Raw genomic sequence first — 16,307 nt, 5'->3', positions numbered from 1 at the left:
AATGCGGCTCAAGGTCAGCTATCACCGCGCAGGCGGCAGCGTCGTCGACGTCTCGATCACCGCCGATGGCACCGCCACGGTGGGGGATGTCGCCTCGGCGCTGCTCGCTGCGGACCCCACCTCCGCGGTCACCGACGCGACCGGTCGCACCCTCGTGGCCGATTCGGGAGCGGGCGCCGGTGAGGTTCCCGCGGGCACGCTGCTCGTCGAGTCCGGGATCACCTCGGGCTCGCGTGTGCAGGTCGTCGAGCCGAGCGCCTCCTACGGATCCAAGGGATCGGGCGTCGCCGTACTGAGGGTCGTGTCCGGGCCCGACGAGGGGCAGCAGTTCGCATTGCCCAGCGGCACCTCGGTCGTGGGCCGCGCACGCGACGCCGACATCGTGCTCTCCGATCCGCTCGTGTCGAAGCGGCACGCGCGCGTCAACGTGGGTGAGGCGATCGAGGTCATGGATCTGGGCTCGGCCAACGGGATGCTCGTCAGCGGCGACCCCGTCGCGCGGGCAGCGGTGCAGCCGGGCGAGCCCGTGACGATCGGCGACACCTCGTTCGTCGTGCTCGTGCAGGCAGGGCAGGCCACGTCGGCCGGTGCGGCGCCGAGCGTCGACATCATCCGGTCCCCACGCGTCGTCGCAAGGTTCCCTGGCGAGGAGATCCCCTCGCCACAGCCTCCGAAGCCCCCGGAGCCGTCGCGCTTCCCGTATCTCGCGATCCTCGCCCCGATCCTCATGGGACTCGTGATGTACGCGCTGACGCGCCAGCTGATCGGCGTCGTCATGATCGCGCTCAGCCCGCTGCTCGTCGTCGGCGCATGGGTCGATGGCAAGGTCACGTCGCGTCGCAATCAGAAGGCGCAGGCCGAGCGGTTCGAGGAGGCTCTCGACGCCACGCGCGGCATGATGAATGAGCGCCACGACCGCGAGCGTGAGGTGCGCGTCCAGGAGGCGCCGTCGCTTCAGGAGATCCTCGACGCCGCGACCACCCGCAGCCCTCTCCTGTGGACCAGGCGACCCGAGCACTTCGAGTTCCTGGCACCTCGCCTCGGGATCGCGACGCTTCCCTCCAGGGACGTGGTCGTCCTTCCTTCGACTCAGGACACTGAGCCGCGGTATTGGCGATCGCTGCTGGACCTCAAGGCCGAGTACGCGACGATCGCTCAGGTGCCGCTGCTCGCGGAGCTGCGACTCGACGGTGCGCTTGGCATCGCGGGAGACCCTGGGGTTCGCGCGGGTGTGGCGCGAGGCGTGGTGACGCAGGTCCTCGGACTGCATTCGCCCGCCGAGGTGGTGTGCGCAGCCATCATCCCGCAGCCCGCGCGCCCCGACTGGGATTGGCTCGACTGGATGCCGCACACCGCTTCGTCCCACTCTCCGCTCGGCGGCGAGACGCATCTCGCGTCGTCGCCCGGGCGCGCGAGTGCGCTGCTGTCGAGGCTCGAAGGCCTGGTGGAGGCGCGGGGTGAGGGCAAGCCTGCCGCGCTGCGCGGCGGCATCGATCCGGAGCGTGAGCCCGACCGGACGGCACCGGTGGTGCCCTCTGTGCTCGTGCTGATCGAGGCGGGGGCGCCCGTGGATCGTGCCCGCGCAACGCGGCTCGCCGAGCGCGGGGCCGACGTAGGCGTGCATGTGATCTGGTGCGCGAGGACCGTCGCGCAGCTTCCCGCCGCGTGCCGTGTTCACCTGGATGTGTCCTCGCGCGACGGCGTCGTTGCCGGCAGGGTCCGCCGCGGAGACGTGATCTCCGAGGTGGCGGTGGAGAGCCTCGACGCGGCCACCGCGGACGCGGTAGCGAGGTCGCTCGCTGCGGCTGTCGATGCGGGCGTCCCGGTGTCCGACGAATCGGACCTGCCGCGCACCGTCTCGTTCGTGGACCTGGTGGGGCCGGAGATCGTGTCCGAGTCCGAGACGGTCGCCGAGAGATGGCGCCAGAGCGACTCGCTGGCGCCGAAGGAGGGCGAGCCCCGGCCGAAGCGAAAGGTGCCGAGCTCACTGCGGGCCGTCGTCGGGCACGCTGGCGTCGAGCCGTTCCAGCTCGATTTGAAGACGCATGGACCGCACGCGCTGGTCGGCGGGACTACCGGGTCCGGCAAGTCCGAGTTCCTTCAGTCGTGGGTGCTGGGCATGGCAGCGGCGCACGCGCCCGACCGGGTGACCTTCCTCTTCGTGGACTACAAGGGTGGCTCGGCCTTCGCGGACTGCGTGGACCTTCCGCACTCCGTAGGGCTCGTGACGGACCTGTCGCCGCACCTGGTGCGGCGCGCACTCACCTCGCTGCGCGCCGAACTGCGCTTCCGCGAGCATCTGCTCCACCGGAAGGGAGCGAAGGACCTCGCGGAGCTCGAGAAGATGCGCGACCCCGAGGCGCCTCCGAGCCTTGTCATCGTGGTCGACGAGTTCGCGGCGCTCGTGCAGGAGGTACCGGAGTTCGTCGACGGGGTGGTCGACGTCGCCCAGCGCGGACGCTCGCTCGGCCTGCACCTGGTCCTCGCGACGCAGCGACCAGCCGGCGTCATCAAGGACAACCTGCGTGCGAACACCAATCTGCGCGTGGCGCTGCGCATGGCAGACACCGAGGACTCCACCGACGTCCTGGGCGACCCCATGTCGGCGCACTTCGATCCGGGCATCCCTGGCAGGGCTGCCGCGAAGACCGGGCCGGGCCGCATCACGACGTTCCAGGCGGCCTACGCGGGCGGCCATACGGGTACGGAGCCGCCGCCCCCGCGGATCGATATCGAGGAGCGGGCGTTCGGTCCGGGTGAGGCATGGGACGTCCCCGAGGCCCCGTCCTCGCACAAGGATGATGGACCCTCCGACATCTCCCGTGCCGTACTCGTGATCCGCGCCGCGGCCACTGGGCTTGAGCTCCGCGAGCCGCGCAAGCCCTGGCTCCCCGAGCTCGCGTCGGCCTACGACCTCGCGAAGCTCCCTAACCCGCGCGTCGACCAGCGCCTGCTGCTCGGCGTCGTCGACGATCCCGCTGCCCAGGCACAGCCGACGGTGTTCTACGAGCCCGATGAGGTGGGCAACCTGGCCATCTTCGGCTCTGGCGGCTCCGGCAAGTCGACGGCCCTGCGGTCCATCGCCGTGTCGGCCGCGCTGACCGCGCGTGGTGGGCCGGTGCAGGTCTACGGCATCGACTTCGGCGCATCGGGCCTGAGGATGCTCAACGACCTTCCCCACGTGGGCGCCATCATCTCGGGAGACGATGACGAGCGCATCGTCCGTCTGCTGCGGATGCTCCGCGACATGGTGGAGGAGCGATCCGCGAGGTACTCCGCGTTGTCTGCCGGGACCATCACCGAGTACCGCGCCGCCGCGAACCGGCCGAACGAGCCGCGCATCCTGCTTCTCATCGACGGGATGAGCGCCTTCCGCGACGCATACGAGTTCTCCCACCAGTCCTCGTGGTTCGGAGTGTTCTCGCAGCTCGCCGTTGACGGGCGCCAGGTCGGGGTGCACGTGATCGTGACAGGCGATCGCGGCAACGCCTTGCCGCACTCGCTCTCGTCAACCTTCCAGCAGCGCCTCGTGCTGCGGTGCGCGACCGAGGACGACTACATCATGCTCGGAGTGCCCAAGGACATTCTTGACGGCACCTCGAGCCCGGGTCGGGCCATCCTTGGCGACAACGAGATGCAGTTCGCAGTGCTCGGTGGAAACTCATCGATGTCTGTCCAGGCCCAGCAGATCGGTCGACTTGCGGAGGCGATGCGGCGACAGGGCGTGGCTGAGGCTCCTGGCGTACCGAAGCTGCCCACTGAGGTGCCGCTCGAGGAGCTGCCCGAGTCGCACGAAGGCGCCCCGGTGATCGGGCTTCTCGATTCCACGCTCGGTCCAGCGACGAAGCCGACGACGGGTGCCTTCATGGTGGCGGGCTCGCCGCAGTCGGGTCGGACGTCAGCGATGCTGGCGATGGGCCGGGCCCTCAAGCGCGCCAATCCGGGCACTCATGTGGCGGTGCTCGCCCCGCGTGCGGACGCGATGACACGAGCAGGCGGCTGGGACGACCTCGCGACGAGCCCCGAGGGTGCCGCCGCTCTCGCCGAGCGTCTGTTGACGCATGTCACCTCGGGGCGCCTCGCCCCGGGGCAGCTGGCGATCCTCGTCTCGTCCGTCGGCGACTTCGGCGGAACCGAGGCGGAGATGCCAGTGAATGACCTGGTGAAGGCGGCTGTGCGCGCGGAACAGTTCGCGATCGGCGAGTCCGAGAGCTCTGCCTGGTCTCAGGCGTACACGCTCAGCCAGCCTTTCAAGGCCGCGAAGCGAGGGCTGGTGCTCGCGCCAGGGGAGATGGACGGCGACATGCTCTTCTCCACCCCGCTTGGTCGTGTGAAGCGCGCGGACTTCCCGCCCGGCAGAGGCTTCCTCATCGACGCTGGGCGCGCGCAGAAGGTGCAGGTCGCATGGGTCAGGTGATGGGGAAACATGCCCATGTACGAGGAGAGACGTCGCCCGTAGCGTCGTAGTCGACGCGGGGCGTCAAGCCGGCCCGGGGGATCCGGAACCGGGAAACGATTACAGGAATCAGAAGGAGAACATCATGGCAGTGTGGGGTCTCGACGTTCAGCAGGTCCGCCAGCTCAGCACGCAGCTCAACGCGAAGGCGAGCGACATCGAGTCGATCCTGAGCCAGCTCACGACGGCGCTCAACAACACCCAGTGGACCGGCCCCGACGCCGACTCGTTCCGCTCGGACTGGACCGGTCAGCACACCAGCTCGCTCAAGCAGGTCATCAACGCGCTGCAGGAGGCCGGCCGCAAGGCGCAGGCCAACGCCGCCGCCCAGGAGAACGTCTCCAACACCAACGGCTGACGCGCGTGGGTGGGCGGATCCACTGAGGGGACCCGCCCACCGTGCGCGATCCTGATCGAGAGGGGAGGAGCCGTGACCGGCTTCTACGGCGCGGACGTTGCGCAGCTCCGCGCGCTCGCGCAGCAGTTCTCACGGGCGGCGGATGCGCTCAGTTCGACGGGCGCTGAGATCGGCTCCGCGGTTGTCCTCGCGCAGCGGTGGGAGGGACCTGATTCGGAACACTTCCGCGATGCGTGGCACAGCCAGGGCCGTGCCGCGGTGAACGAAGCCTCTGTCAGTTTGAGGGAGGCTGCTGCGGCGCTGCTGGGCAATGCCGACGAGCAGCAGGAGGCCAGCGCGGCCGACGGGGGAGGAGCCTCATCTCTCGCGCCTGGGCCAATCCGTCGGGAGCAGAGGACCGTCGAGTCCGTCGACAGCGCAATCGACAAGGCAAAGGAGTTCTTCCTCGGCATATACGAGCTGATCAAGTTTGCCAAGGGGCTTGAGGATCTGTACGACCTCTACAAGTTCATCAAGGCAAACATGACTGTGGTCGAGATGCTCCGGCACACGGGCATTTCCAAGGTGCCTGGGCTATCGGTGGTGATGGCGGCTATTGAACTGGTTCTCAACGCGGAGCAGACGTGGGCGGACATCCAGAGCGGCAACATCGTCCGCTTCGGCCGTGCGGTCTTTTCGAATGCGTGGATCGTCGCCAAGGTGTTCCCGGCGGTCGGAGCGATCGACACGGTCATCACCGCAGGCGGATGGGTCGCCGAGGGCGTCGTGGATGGAGTGTACGGGGACGGCACGTATGACGACGCTTGGGACGGTGTCGAGCAGGAGGCGATCGGCTTCGGCGACAGTCTCGAGGAATCGGTTTCTGGCGCTGCGTCAGGAGCGATGAACGACGCCCGCGGGCGAACTGAGACTTACTCGTCCGGAGGCGAGCGGTGAATACACGGAAGGTGATGACCATGGAGGACGAGATCTCTCTGACCGCTGCGGAGCTCGGCTTCGTCGCGACAGTAGCTGGGGGCGCGAACATGCTTCGGGTGCTCGAAGCGCTGCGCTTCCCCGCGGACGACGGGGCGAAAGAGCTCCTCGTCGAGTCTGGCGCGGCTTCGTTGCGGTTGCGTGGCCTCGTGCCATCAAACGTGCAGCCGGGTGAAGTTGATCCGGTGGCGCTTGTCGGGACTTTGCTCGGAGCGTCGACCGCGATTGTGAGGTTCGGCGCGTTCGGCCCCGACGCGGCTTCGGCCTACTTCGCTGCGGTCGGTCCGCAGGCGTCGGCCGTCGTGCGGATCGGCGAGGATGGGATTCTCAGGACGACCATCGTCCGAGGTGCCATTGCGATTCGCACCATGGTGGGCGATACCGTGGCGGCCGCCCTGGATGCGGCGGAGGTGGAGAAGGTCTCGATCGAGTACTCGGATGCCTCCGGAGACGCGGTGTTCGGGGTCAGTCGCGCCGACGCGGACTTCGAGTTCGGAGAGACCGCTGGCCTCGGTTCGAGCCGTGGCGCGGGCGATGCCGCCGCGGTCGCCGAAGCTGCCAGCGCTTTCCTCGACCGAGCCCTCCTGCCGAACGGCTGATCACGCGCATGGGCGGCGACGTGGACTTCTACGGCGCGGACGTTGCGCAACTTCGGGACTTGGGCGCGCGGCTCGCGCTCGCAGCGGATCAGCTGGATATGGCCGTGACCGAACTCGAGGCTCGTGTTTCCATGAGTCCGTGGGATGGTCCTGACCGAGACTCCTTCCTCTCACGATGGATGTCTAGGGACCGTCCGACGGTGGCGCGCGCTGCTGCGGCGCTGCGCGAGGCCGCCCGTGCTCTCGAGGCCAACGCTGCCGACCAGGAGCGGGCGAGCGCCGTCGAAGGGGCGACGGGATCGGCAGTCGCGGGCACCGGATACGACTCCGACCTCGCCGAGCTTGAGGCTCAGCACGAGCTCAAGGGTGGCATCAGGGGCGTGGAGACGACCGTCACGATGCTCAGCACGCTGAGCGAGCATGGCGGCGATGACATCGGCATCATCACGTTTGTCAATGCCGACGGCACGCGCTCGCACATCGTGATGATCCCCGGCACTCAGGACCTGGAAAACAGTCAGAGCGACACCGTCTTCAACTCGGGGTCGTGGCTTCCCGCGGGGCAGGGAGAGCAGACGGAACTCGAGCATCGCGTGCTCGAGGCGATGCGTGAGCACGGCATCGAGTCCGGTGAGCCCGTCCAGATGGCCGGGTACAGCCTCGGGGGGCTCGTCTCTGCGAACATCGCCGCACACAATGCGGGCGAGTTCAGCATCACGAGCGTCGTGACGGTCGGGTCGTACTCGCCGCTAGAGCTGCCGGACGGAGTCTCTCAGCTCCAGGTGATCGACAGCGGTGACCCCATGGCGACTGTCGGCACCGTTGTCGGACTGCAGCAGGCCACCAACCGCGCTGACGTGGTACTGCACGTGGACAACCCCGGTTTCAATGCCGACTTCGGCTACGCGATCACGCAGTCGCCGACCGAGATGCTCTCGGAGGCCGGTATCCAGAAGCTTCTCGACGGCGCGCAGGCGCAGGCTACCCATCAACATCAGCTCGACTCCTATGTGGGCAACATGCTCGGCGCCGCTCGCGAAGGAACCCTGGACGGTTGGAACGCCTCGACAGGCGAGTTCGCCTCGGGCGAGGGCGTCACCACCGAGATGTATCGCTACAAGATCCGCGATTTCTGAGCCACGAGCGTCTTCCGCGCTCAAGAGAAAGGAACCTCCGATGGGCTGGGCAATCCTCTTCATCGTCGCCGCGATCGTGATCGGCATCGTGAAGTACAAGGCCGAGAAGGCAGTCTCGAGGGGCATCAATCGCGCCGTGCGGCGAGGTACCGTCGCACGCGAGAAGGAGCTCACCGGAGAGGTGCTCACTGCGACAGTCGCCACGACCAGCATCTCCACTGTGCGCGACGCGATCGACGAGGTTCTCGACTTCCGCAAGGGTTCGCTACCGCTCGTCGGCGCGGTCTTCCATCTTGTCAGCAGCGGTCCCGAGGCCTTCACGATGTCGTACGGCAACAAGATGTCAGACGCATTCGTCGTCGCCGTGGTGGTCCAGCAGGATGACGACGAGACCTCGACCGTCTCCTACACGGTCACGCAGTGGCTGCAGCTCGACGGAGTGTCGGAGTCCACGAAGATGATGGAGAGCGCCCGCAGCGCCTTCGTGCACGTCGCGGCCTCCATGCCGGGCGCACGGCAGGTGGTCCGCACGCTCGAGGGCTCCGACACGGTGCTGTGGTCAGCGATCGGGACGCCTGAGGTGACCTCTGGCGACGCTTCGATCTCTGCTCCCGAAGGTGCGCAAGGCTTGGTGCCCTCGGCGGACGCCGTCGATACGATCCCGCCTCGGGCAGATGTACATCTCGGCCAAGCGACGATCGCCGAGCCGGGAGCACAGGAGGGTGTGATGCCGCTCGTCGACGTGGTCGAGGTTCCGCTCGATGACGATCTCGACATGACGCGTCAGGCTCCGCCTTCCCGAGCGGTGCTGCGGGGCGATGACGGAACCGAGATCGACATCGCGGGTGGCGTCGTCATCGGACGTGCCCCTGCATCCCAGGGCGCGGCGCGCGCGGTGGCCGTCTCGGACGAGTCTTTCTCGCTGTCCAAGACCCATCTTGCGATCGAGCCTGGTCCTGCGGGCCTGACCGTGACCGACCTGTACTCGACCAATGGTGTCGTGCTTGTGAGGGACGGCGCGGACTCGTCGCTCGCAGCCGGTGTGCCGGAGCCGGTTCGCGCAGGAGATCGGCTCGTGATCGGGGAGCGTTCCTTCACGCTCGCTCAGATCCGCTGATCGCGGTCCGCTCTCTGAGCGAGGTTCCACCGTTGCGCGTCTGGGTGACATATGCGCACCATGTCCACATGACCCCGCATCGACGCCGCTCGCCCAAGATCCGCGAGGAGGTCGCCGCGCTGCGCGAGCGACCCGAGACGGACGTGCTCATCATCGGTGCAGGCATCAACGGGGTCGCGATCGCGCGCGACCTCGCGATGAACGGCGTCGACGTGACGATCGTCGACCGCGGCGACATGGCCTCGGGCACTTCCTCTGCGAGCTCGCGCATGGTCCACGGCGGCCTGCGCTACCTCGAGAACGGCGAGTTCCGGCTCGTGCGCGAGGGGGTCGAGGAGCGCAACCGGCTTCTCGCGAACGCCCCCCACCAGGTCCGGCCGCTGCCGACGACCATCCCCGTCCGCACGCTCTTCACCGGCCTGCTGCGCGCCCCGATCCAGTTCCTCACCGGCCGGCCCTCGAAGCAGTCGAAGCCCCGCGGCGCGCTGCTCGTGAAGACGGGTCTGTGGCTCTACGACGCATACTCGCGCGCGGGTCGCGCCTCCGACGGCACCGCGGTGCCGCGCCACCGCTTCGTCGGCCCGCGCCGCACGTTCGCCGAGCTTCCCGACCTCCACCCCGAGACCCTCGCGACGGCCACGTACTACGACGCGATGGCGTCGAGCCCCGAGCGGCTCGCGATGGAGATGGCGGACGATGCGGTCGAGACCGGTCATGCCCGCGTCGCCACATACGTCGCGGCGGTCGGCCATGAGGGCGCGTCCGTGGTGCTGCGCGACCAGATCTCTGGCGAGGAGCTGCGGGTGCGCCCGCGCCTCGTCGTCAACGCGTGCGGGCCGTGGACCGACCTCGCGAACGGCGCGCTCGGTGGCGAGACCGCCTACATGGGCGGCACCAAGGGCTCGCACATCGTCGTCGACAACCCCGAGCTGCTCACAGCGTGCCGGGGGCGCGAGATCTTCTTCGAGAACTCCGACGGCCGCATCGTCCTCGTGTACCCGATGCATGGCCGCGTGATCCTCGGCACGACGGACATCCCCGCCGACCCTCGCGAGCCCGCGCGCTGCACGGACACGGAGGTCGACTACTTCGTCGACCTCGTCGCGCACGTGTTCCCCGACATCCCGGTGACGCGCGACCAGATCGTGTTCCGCTATGCGGGCATCCGCCCGCTGCCGGCCGCGGACTCGACCGAGCCGGGCCGCATCAGCCGCGACTACCGGGTCGAGGAGGGGACGCTTCCCGACGCGCCCCAGGTGCCGGTGCTGTCGGTCGTGGGTGGCAAATGGACGACGCATCGCGCGCTGGGCGAGCGGGTGTCCGGTCAGGCGATGTCCCGGCTGGGTCGTTCCCGCGTCGCCTCGACGATCTCGGCGCCCGTCGGAGGCGCCCGCGGGCTTCCCGAGGCCGACGACCGGGACGCCTGGATAGCGACCCATCTGGACGAGGTCACCCTGGTGCGGGGCAGGGAGCTGCTCGCGCGCTACGGCACGCGCGCGGCGGGCGTCGCGGCCGCTGAGGCCTCCGACGAGGCATCCGCGCGCAGGCTTGCGAGCGCGCCCTCGTACAGCGTGGGGGAGATCTGGTGGCTCGCCGGGCGCGAGCGGGTCGTGCGCCTCGAGGACCTCGTGCTGCGCAGGACCACGCTCGCCTTCGAGGGAGGCGTCGACGCGCGCGTGCTCGCCGAGCTCGCCGACGTCGTCGGTGACACCCTCGGCTGGTCCAGGCGCCGGCGCAAGGAGGAGGTCGCCGCGACCGCCGCGGTGCTCGCCGACGCGCACGGGGTGGACGTGGAGAAGGGCTTGCCGAGCGCGCATCGTCCCTGGTCGTTAGCATGAGTCAACGTTCGACGGCGCACGCGGCGGTGCGCCATCGCTGATCGGCAGCCGCGCGTGGGGGCAGGAATGGATCGCTTCGTGATGGCGATCGACCAGGGCACCACGTCGACGCGCGCCATGATCTTCGACCGCACGGGCTCGATCGTCTCGTCGGGGCAGCTCGAGCACCGCCAGAGCACGCCACGTCCCGGCTGGGTGGAGCACGACCCCCTCGAGATCTGGGCGAACACCAGGCGCGTCATCGCTGAGGCGCTCGCGACCGCCGACCTCACGCGCCTCGACCTCGTCGCCGTAGGGATCACCAACCAGCGCGAGACTGCCGTGGTGTGGGACCGCACGACCGGCGAGCCCGTATACCCCGCGATCGTGTGGCAGGACACCCGCACCCAGCCGTGCGTCGACCGGCTCGCGGAGGACGGCGGGGTCGGTCGCTACCGCGAGATCACCGGCCTGCCGCTCGCGACGTACTTCTCCGCGACCAAGATCTGCTGGATCCTCGACAACGTGCCCGGCGCGCGCGACAAGGCGGAGGCGGGGCAGCTGCTGTTCGGCACCACGGACTCATGGCTCGTGTGGAACCTCACGGGCGGCGTCGACGGTGGCCTCCACGTCACCGACGTGACCAACGCATCGCGCACCCTTCTCATGGACCTCGAGACGCTCGACTGGAGCGAGCCGATGCTGAGCGACTTCGACATCCCGCGCGCGATGCTGCCCGAGATCAGGTCGTCGTCCGAGGTCTACGGGGTGGTCGGTGGGCACTCGCTGCTGCGCGACGTGCCGATCGCGGGGATCCTCGGCGACCAGCAGGCCGCGACCTTCGGTCAGGCGGCTTTCGACGAGGGGGAGTCGAAGAGCACGTACGGCACCGGCAGCTTCATCCTCGTGGGCACGGGGACCGAGCGGGTGCTGAGCGAGCACGGACTGCTCACGACGGTCGCGTACCGGCTCGGCGACGCGCCTGCGCACTATGCCCTCGAAGGCTCCGTGGCGGTCACCGGCGCGCTCGTCCAATGGGTGCGCGACAGCCTCGGGATGATCTCCTCGGCCTCCGAGATCGAGAGCCAAGCCGCGACGGTCCCCGACAACGGCGGCGCGTACTTCGTGCCCGCCTTCTCGGGGCTGTTCGCGCCGTACTGGAGGTCCGACGCGAGGGGAGTGATCGTCGGCCTGACCAGCTACGTCACGCGCGGCCACCTCGCGCGCGCGGTGCTCGAGGCGACCGCGTATCAGACCCGCGACGTCCTCGAGGCGGTCGAGGCCGACATGGGCGCGCACGTGCAGACGCTTGCGGTCGACGGCGGCATGACCGTCAACGAGCTGCTCATGCAGTTCCAGGCGGACATCCTCGGCATCGACGTGGTCCGGCCCGTCGTGTCGGAGACCACCGCGCTCGGCGCCGCCTACGTCGCGGGCCTCGCCGTCGGCTACTGGGCCTCGCTCGACGAGCTCCGCGCCAACTGGCAGGAGGACGAGCGCTGGGAGCCGCAGATGCCCCAGGACAAGGTCGACCGGCTCTACCGCAACTGGCGCAAGGCCGTGGCGCGCACCCTTGACTGGGTGGACGACGACGTCGACTGAGCGGGGAGTGTGCACTTCTGCACGCACGTGTGACTCGTGTGCCCTGAGGTGCTCGTGAGGAACCGCTGACGTCCCGTTCGTCACACCTGTCTCAGGTGCGTGCAGGTGTGTACGGCGAAGGCCGCCGCAGAGTCAGCGGATGCCCGCCGCGCGCTGGGCGTTGACCTGGCGCACCTGGGCAGGGATCGTGAACAGGTCCCAGATCACCATGATGCCGAAGACGCCCGCGGTGAGCAGGTAGAGGATGCCGCGGCCGATCTTGCCCATGTAGAACTGGTGCACGCCGAAGACGCCCAGGAAGAACCACAGGATGTACGTGATGAAGGTGTCCTTCATCGGCAGCGGAGCGGTCGTCTTGGCCATGTCGATGTCCGATCTGTCGGGGCCGGCGGTGATTCCAGTGCCTGCCTGGGGCTGCTTCGATGGTACGTCCGTGGTGCGAGCGGCGCCCTCCTCCCCAGGCAGGATCGCGTCCCTGGGTCGTGCTCAGGGTGTGTGCCGGCGAAGAGCCAGCGTCGGAGGATGCCTGAATGAAGCCCCTGGCACATGCTCTGGCGAAATAAGTGGTTCGGGATGTGCGAAATTGCTTGAACGGGACGCCGGGTTGCATTACGTTGGCATGCAGTCCTGTCCCTCAGTGCCGCTGGTGGTGTGAGGAGTCAACCACGGGATGGTCATCGAGGAAGTCATGCTGAGGAACATCACGTCCACTCGCTCTCGTGCGCACGTCGTCGTGCTCGCACTTGTCGCAGCCATCGTCGGCGCGATCGCGTACGCGCCCGTCGCCAACGCCGCCGCAGGCTCGGACGACGACGTCACCGTCTCGTACGCCAACGTGAGCATCTACAACGACGTGAACGGCGACGGCAACCTGGACGTCGGCGACAAGTACCGGGTCGACATCACTGTCACGGTCGCCGCCACCGCGCCGGGGACGGTGACGTACGCCGAGTTCCACAGCAACTCGACGGGCTTCGGGCTGAGCGCGCACGTGGCGCCGGGCGAGTCCCGCACCTACACCGCCGTCGCCCCGGCCGTCGCCAAGGACGTGGACGTCCTGGGCAACTTCCTCCTTGGAGGATCAACCGCGTCGACATACGAGTACCAGATCGATGATGGTGCGGAAGTCGTCCTCGCGGTGGAGTCCCCGAGCCTCACGCTCGTCACGGAGCCGCTTGACGTCGTGGCCGCGGTGGAATACGACGAGGGGGGCGGATCCGTTGCCGACGCCGCGGTGCAGGGTGACGAGGTGCGGTACGTCTTCACCGTGACGAACGACAGCGACGCCGTCATCGACATCCCGGCTTCGGGTACCCATTCGATGGTCAGCGGTCTGGCGCCGGGTACGTCGGCGACGCTCTACGGAGCGTGGCACACCGTCACGTATGCCGACATGGAAGCCGGGTCGATCGACCTGGGCGACGAGAGCATCGACTGGGAGGCGCCGGGCGTCGATTCGATGCGGGAGGCCACCGGCACCGCGACAGTCGACACGCCGCTCGCCGTGACCGAGCCGTTCGCGCAGTCGTTCGACGCCGACGTCGACGTCGTGGTTCACGACCAGACCACGGGTGCCGAGCTGACGCCGGGCGAGATCGAGGCGGGCGACCTGATCGACTACACCTACTCGATGACGAACACGGGCACGGTGACCCTCCCCGCTGTCGGAATCGGCTACAACGCCGTCGGCAGCGGGGTGACGGTCAGGTACGGCGCCAATCTCGTTCCCGGCGACAGCCTGCCGTCCGGCTCGGTGGAAGCGGCCGACCTGACCTCCGACGGCGGCAATCTGGACACCTACACGATCTCTTCGAGCGATATGGACCGCGGCTGGGTGACCCTCACGTTCTATCTCGGAGCGGCACAGACCAGCCCCACCCTGGAGGCGCAGTTCCCCGAGGGAGGCGACGACCTGCGCCTGATGACGGAGACCGTGGTCCTGCGCGACCTCGTCACCTACGGCTCGATGATGGTGACCCCGATCCTGCAGGACACGAACGGCGACGGTATCGGGCAGGCCGGTGAGGAAGTCTTCTACGACTACACGGTGACGAACGGGGAGGACTCGGAGCAGGCGATCACCGTCGGCACTCTGGCCGATGGGGCCGGCTCCGACGCCTCGATCCTCGGCGGCACGTCGATCGGCGAGACGCTCGTCGCCGGAGACGTGGCCAGTGGGTCGGTGACCTACGAGCTGACCGCCGCGGACGAGGCCCGCGGCACGCTGGACTACAGCGCGGCAGTCGAGGTGATCGGAGCGATCGATGGGATCCCCCTCCAGTTGTCGGCGGATGCCATGACCATCACCACGGGCGCGTACGTGGCTCCCGCCTCGTCGCTCGACCTCGACGCGACCTATGTGGACTCGAACGGCGACGGCACGCCGTCGATCGGCGAGACCGCGACGGTCACCGTGACGCTCGCCAACACCGGCGCGTACGCGTTGACCGGTATCGCCGTGGAAGACGGCACGGGCGCTGACGTGACCGGACTTCTGCCGGGCTTCGCGTCGACGCTGGCCGCGGGAGACTCGGAAACGCACACCTACACGCACGTGATCACGGCGGAGGACTACGCGCGCCTGCAGGTGCTGTTCGCCGCGAAGGCGACCGCCGAGGGCCTGGCGACTCCGCTCGAGGCGTCCGCGACACTGACGGCCGTGTCGTTCGAGGCGTACGAGTCCGACCTCGAAGGCCTGGCCGAAGGCGGCATCGCGGTGTGCACCCCTGACGGCGAGCAGGTGAGCGAGGTCGCGCCTGGCGACGCGCTCGTCGTGACCCCCGAGGGATGTGACCACGCCGGCTCGGCCGACGGCACCCACGTGGTCATGATGTCGACGCCCGTCATCTTGTCCGCCGGGAGCTACGCCGTGACGGTGCCCAGCGACGCAGACCTCGGCGAGCACCGCATCGTCCTGTATGCGGCCGACGGCACGGTGGTCGGCTGGCAGTCGCTCTCGGTCGAAGCGGCTGTCGTTGATGCGGATGATGCGTCGGATGATGCGGAGGGCGACCAGCGCGTGTCGGGTTCTGACAGCACGACGGACGATGCGCTCGCCTCCACGGGCGCCGACGGTGCGCAGCTCATCGCTCTCGGCGCAGCGGCGCTCCTGGTGGCAGGCGCGGCGGTGCTCGTCGTGCGTCGGAGGCGCTCGCGCGGCTGAGCGATGCCATGCTGGGACGCATGGTGCAGCAGCGCATGAGGATCCGCATGCAGGCGAGCCTGGCCGACGTGGCCGCCTCCGCGCCCACCCCGCCGTCGCATCGTCCGGGCTCGATGGACGACCTCGAGTGGCAGAGCGAGCTCGCATGGGAGGTCTACCCGCGGCGCCACCCGTTCGCCTCGTGGGAAGCCGTCGAGGCGCTGAACGCGGAGATGCGCGCGGGGGAGTGGGGCGAGCTCGTGCCCGAGGCGTCGCCTGTCGCTGAGACGGACGACGGCAGGGTCAGGGGCTTCGTCGCGACCATCCGCCGCGTGCCGAAGTTCGACCTGCCCGACTGCCCCTACGTCATCAACGTCATCACCGCGCCCGAGTTCCGGCGCCAAGGCATCGCGGCGGGGCTGCTCGGGGCGGCCGCGGCTGCGCTGCTCGCCGACGGCGAGATCGAGATCGCCCTCACGGTCGACGACGACAACCCGTCGGCGATCGCGCTGTACGAGTCGCTCGGGTTCACGGAGATCGGCAGGGTGCCCGCGTGACGGCCGAACCGGGCGAGTCCTACGAGCGCATCCACATGCGCGCCGCGCTGGGCGACGTCCTCGCGGGCGCCCCCGAGGCACCGCTCACGCGACCGGTCTCGCTCGACGACCTGGACTGGCTCATGGATCTCGCGTGGGAGGTCTATCCGCCGCTGCCGCCGTTCGAGTCCCGTGCGGCCCTCGACGCGCTCGCCGCGGAGTATCGCGCGGGGGTGTGGGGCGAGCTGGTTCCCGAGGCGTCGCCCCTGGCGCTGACGGCCGAGGGCGAGGTCCGAGGGGCCGTCATCGCGGTAAGGCGGCTGCCGAGTCCGACCGCCCCCGACTACCCGTATCTCCTCGACGTGATGACCGTGCCGGAGCACCGGCACCGGGGCGTCGCGGCGGGGATGCTCGGGGCGTCGGCAGCGGCTCTCCGTCGCTCGGGCGAGACCCATGTCGGCCTCACTGTGGACGCGGACAATGTCGGGGCGCTGCGGCTGTACGAGCGACTCGGCTTCGTCGAGACCGGACGGCGCACGCAGCAGGGTGCCTAGGCGCCGCGCCGGGCG

Annotated in this window: 12 protein-coding genes; 11 read left to right on the top strand and 1 reads right to left on the bottom strand. The window is 69.0% G+C overall.

What is annotated here, in order from left to right:
• The first annotated feature begins 1 nt into the window (after nucleotide 1).
• The 8 genes from B7K23_RS14235 (at nucleotide 2) to glpK (ending at nucleotide 12,060) form a co-directional block, all read left to right on the top strand.
• Nucleotides 2–4,417: an FtsK/SpoIIIE domain-containing protein gene (locus tag B7K23_RS14235; protein ID WP_084127349.1), complete on the top strand. Its 4,416-nt coding sequence runs from the start codon at nucleotides 2–4 to the stop codon at nucleotides 4,415–4,417.
• Between the two features lie 124 nt (nucleotides 4,418–4,541).
• Nucleotides 4,542–4,814: a WXG100 family type VII secretion target gene (locus B7K23_RS14230; RefSeq protein ID WP_084127348.1), complete on the top strand. Its 273-nt coding sequence runs from the start codon at nucleotides 4,542–4,544 to the stop codon at nucleotides 4,812–4,814.
• Nucleotides 4,815–4,886: 72 nt separating this feature from the next.
• Nucleotides 4,887–5,750: a WXG100 family type VII secretion target gene (locus B7K23_RS14225; protein WP_084127347.1), complete on the top strand. Its 864-nt coding sequence runs from the start codon at nucleotides 4,887–4,889 to the stop codon at nucleotides 5,748–5,750.
• Nucleotides 5,751–5,770: 20 nt separating this feature from the next.
• The gene (locus B7K23_RS14220; RefSeq protein WP_143338314.1) at nucleotides 5,771–6,388 is read left to right on the top strand and encodes a hypothetical protein; all 618 of its coding nucleotides are present in this window, start codon (nucleotides 5,771–5,773) and stop codon (nucleotides 6,386–6,388) included.
• A gap of 179 nt (nucleotides 6,389–6,567) precedes the next feature.
• Nucleotides 6,568–7,524, top strand: coding sequence for a hypothetical protein (locus B7K23_RS14215; RefSeq protein ID WP_234996555.1), 957 nt, complete (start codon nucleotides 6,568–6,570; stop codon nucleotides 7,522–7,524).
• A 40-nt stretch (nucleotides 7,525–7,564) separates the two neighbouring features.
• Nucleotides 7,565–8,641 (top strand): FHA domain-containing protein, encoded by a 1,077-nt coding sequence (locus B7K23_RS14210; RefSeq protein WP_084127344.1) that lies wholly within the window; start codon nucleotides 7,565–7,567, stop codon nucleotides 8,639–8,641.
• A gap of 68 nt (nucleotides 8,642–8,709) precedes the next feature.
• Nucleotides 8,710–10,479 (top strand): glycerol-3-phosphate dehydrogenase/oxidase, encoded by a 1,770-nt coding sequence (locus B7K23_RS14205; RefSeq protein WP_084127343.1) that lies wholly within the window; start codon nucleotides 8,710–8,712, stop codon nucleotides 10,477–10,479.
• Between the two features lie 66 nt (nucleotides 10,480–10,545).
• Entirely contained in the window at nucleotides 10,546–12,060 is a 1,515-nt protein-coding gene (gene glpK, locus B7K23_RS14200; RefSeq protein ID WP_084127342.1) for a glycerol kinase GlpK, read from the top strand.
• A 132-nt stretch (nucleotides 12,061–12,192) separates the two neighbouring features.
• Here glpK and B7K23_RS14195 read toward each other — a convergent pair whose 3' ends face one another.
• The gene (locus B7K23_RS14195) at nucleotides 12,193–12,423 is read right to left on the bottom strand and encodes a TM2 domain-containing protein (protein ID WP_200809851.1); all 231 of its coding nucleotides are present in this window, start codon (nucleotides 12,421–12,423) and stop codon (nucleotides 12,193–12,195) included.
• Between the two features lie 307 nt (nucleotides 12,424–12,730).
• On the opposite strand from B7K23_RS14195, the gene B7K23_RS14190 reads away from it, so the two are divergent.
• From B7K23_RS14190 to B7K23_RS14180, 3 genes are read left to right on the top strand one after another with little or no spacing between them, the layout of a single operon-like run.
• Nucleotides 12,731–15,223 (top strand): LPXTG cell wall anchor domain-containing protein, encoded by a 2,493-nt coding sequence (locus tag B7K23_RS14190; protein WP_084127341.1) that lies wholly within the window; start codon nucleotides 12,731–12,733, stop codon nucleotides 15,221–15,223.
• A 20-nt stretch (nucleotides 15,224–15,243) separates the two neighbouring features.
• Nucleotides 15,244–15,759 (top strand): N-acetyltransferase, encoded by a 516-nt coding sequence (locus tag B7K23_RS14185; RefSeq protein WP_159451437.1) that lies wholly within the window; start codon nucleotides 15,244–15,246, stop codon nucleotides 15,757–15,759.
• Nucleotides 15,756–16,292 (top strand): N-acetyltransferase, encoded by a 537-nt coding sequence (locus B7K23_RS14180; RefSeq protein WP_084127339.1) that lies wholly within the window; start codon nucleotides 15,756–15,758, stop codon nucleotides 16,290–16,292. Before B7K23_RS14185 ends, B7K23_RS14180 begins: the two co-directional genes overlap by 4 nt.
• Nucleotides 16,293–16,307: the final 15 nt, after the last annotated feature.

Source organism: Demequina sp. NBRC 110054 (assembly GCF_002090115.1).
Classification (GTDB): domain Bacteria; phylum Actinomycetota; class Actinomycetes; order Actinomycetales; family Demequinaceae; genus Demequina.
Note: the sequence above shows the minus strand (reverse complement) of the source record. Positions and strands in the feature narration are given on the sequence as shown.

Excerpts from the sequence above, each read along its gene's own strand:
- B7K23_RS14195 (WP_200809851.1), bottom strand. The coding sequence starts at position 12,423 with ATGGCCAAGACGACCGCTCCGCTGCCGATGAAGGACACCTTCATCACG.
- B7K23_RS14215 (WP_234996555.1), top strand. The coding sequence starts at position 6,568 with ATGTCTAGGGACCGTCCGACGGTGGCGCGCGCTGCTGCGGCGCTGCGC.
- glpK (WP_084127342.1), top strand. The coding sequence starts at position 10,546 with ATGGATCGCTTCGTGATGGCGATCGACCAGGGCACCACGTCGACGCGC.
- B7K23_RS14220 (WP_143338314.1), top strand. The coding sequence starts at position 5,771 with ATGGAGGACGAGATCTCTCTGACCGCTGCGGAGCTCGGCTTCGTCGCG.
- B7K23_RS14230 (WP_084127348.1), top strand. The coding sequence starts at position 4,542 with ATGGCAGTGTGGGGTCTCGACGTTCAGCAGGTCCGCCAGCTCAGCACG.
- B7K23_RS14210 (WP_084127344.1), top strand. The coding sequence starts at position 7,565 with ATGGGCTGGGCAATCCTCTTCATCGTCGCCGCGATCGTGATCGGCATC.
- B7K23_RS14235 (WP_084127349.1), top strand. The coding sequence starts at position 2 with ATGCGGCTCAAGGTCAGCTATCACCGCGCAGGCGGCAGCGTCGTCGAC.
- B7K23_RS14205 (WP_084127343.1), top strand. The coding sequence starts at position 8,710 with ATGACCCCGCATCGACGCCGCTCGCCCAAGATCCGCGAGGAGGTCGCC.
- B7K23_RS14185 (WP_159451437.1), top strand. The coding sequence starts at position 15,244 with ATGGTGCAGCAGCGCATGAGGATCCGCATGCAGGCGAGCCTGGCCGAC.
- B7K23_RS14190 (WP_084127341.1), top strand. The coding sequence starts at position 12,731 with ATGGTCATCGAGGAAGTCATGCTGAGGAACATCACGTCCACTCGCTCT.